Source organism: Staphylococcus sp. GDY8P57P (genome assembly GCF_017892585.1).
GTDB classification, from domain to species: Bacteria; Bacillota; Bacilli; order Staphylococcales; family Staphylococcaceae; genus Staphylococcus; species Staphylococcus borealis.
Window position 1 is genome coordinate 1 of the sequence record NZ_JAESLK010000173.1, and the last position, 815, is coordinate 815.

Below are 815 nucleotides of genomic sequence, written 5' to 3' on the forward strand. Positions count from 1 at the left end.
TTTCATTAACTATTTATTTGCTTATTAAGCTATTGCCGTTTGTTTTAATCACATTTTGATACCAGTAAAAACTTTTCTTTCTATACCTCTCGAAAGTGCCCTCGAAATTATCATAACGATTCACATAAATAAAACCGTATCGTTTTCAGGTTCAATAGCAATCCCTTTACCCATTGCTTCGGTTGAAAATACTGGGTCTGGCACATTTTCCAGTTTTACAATTTCTCCTGATAAGGGTGCAAATATCATTGTCGATACACCTTCTTGCAAGTTATTTGTATTTTCTTTAGCTTCCAAAGGTTTTTCACTATTTTTAGCTTCAAAACCGAACACAAATGTTAAAATCGTACCAATAATCAATGCGATTGCAATACCTAGAATGTAGCCGTACATTGGTTTAAATATTGGTATAGTAAATAAATTATTTAACACAAACGTTGTCACTCGCACATCAAAAATAGCTATTATAGCACCGCCAAAGGCACCTGAAACGAGTACAATAGGTATGAGCCGTTTATACCATAAAATAAGTCCATATAAAATAGGCTCAGTAACACCTGCTAATAATCCTGATAACGTTGTACCTATAGATAGTGATCTTAAATCTTTGTTTCTTCGAGAACGTAAAACGACACCAAACGCAATTCCAATTTGTGCAAAAACAGAAGCAGCAGTAATTGCTATGAGTATATCTCCACCATGAGCAAAGTTATCTATCATGATAGGGACTAACCCCTAATGAACACCTAGTACTACTAAGAATGGCCAAAACGATGCGATGATAATCCCAGTTAATATTCTAGAAAAACCAAGCA

General features: G+C 34.5%; 1 protein-coding gene and 1 pseudogene. Both read right to left on the bottom strand.

From position 1 onward, the window contains the following. Positions 1–13: 13 nt before the first annotated feature. Positions 14–145 (bottom strand): annotated as a pseudogene (locus KA878_RS14190) (family 1 glycosylhydrolase); the annotation flags it as partial. Next, on the bottom strand, positions 121–720 hold the full coding sequence (locus KA878_RS14600; RefSeq protein ID WP_210142283.1) for a PTS sugar transporter subunit IIC: 600 nt from the start codon (positions 718–720) through the stop codon (positions 121–123). The pseudogene KA878_RS14190 and the gene KA878_RS14600, both read right to left, overlap by 25 nt. Positions 721–815: the final 95 nt, after the last annotated feature.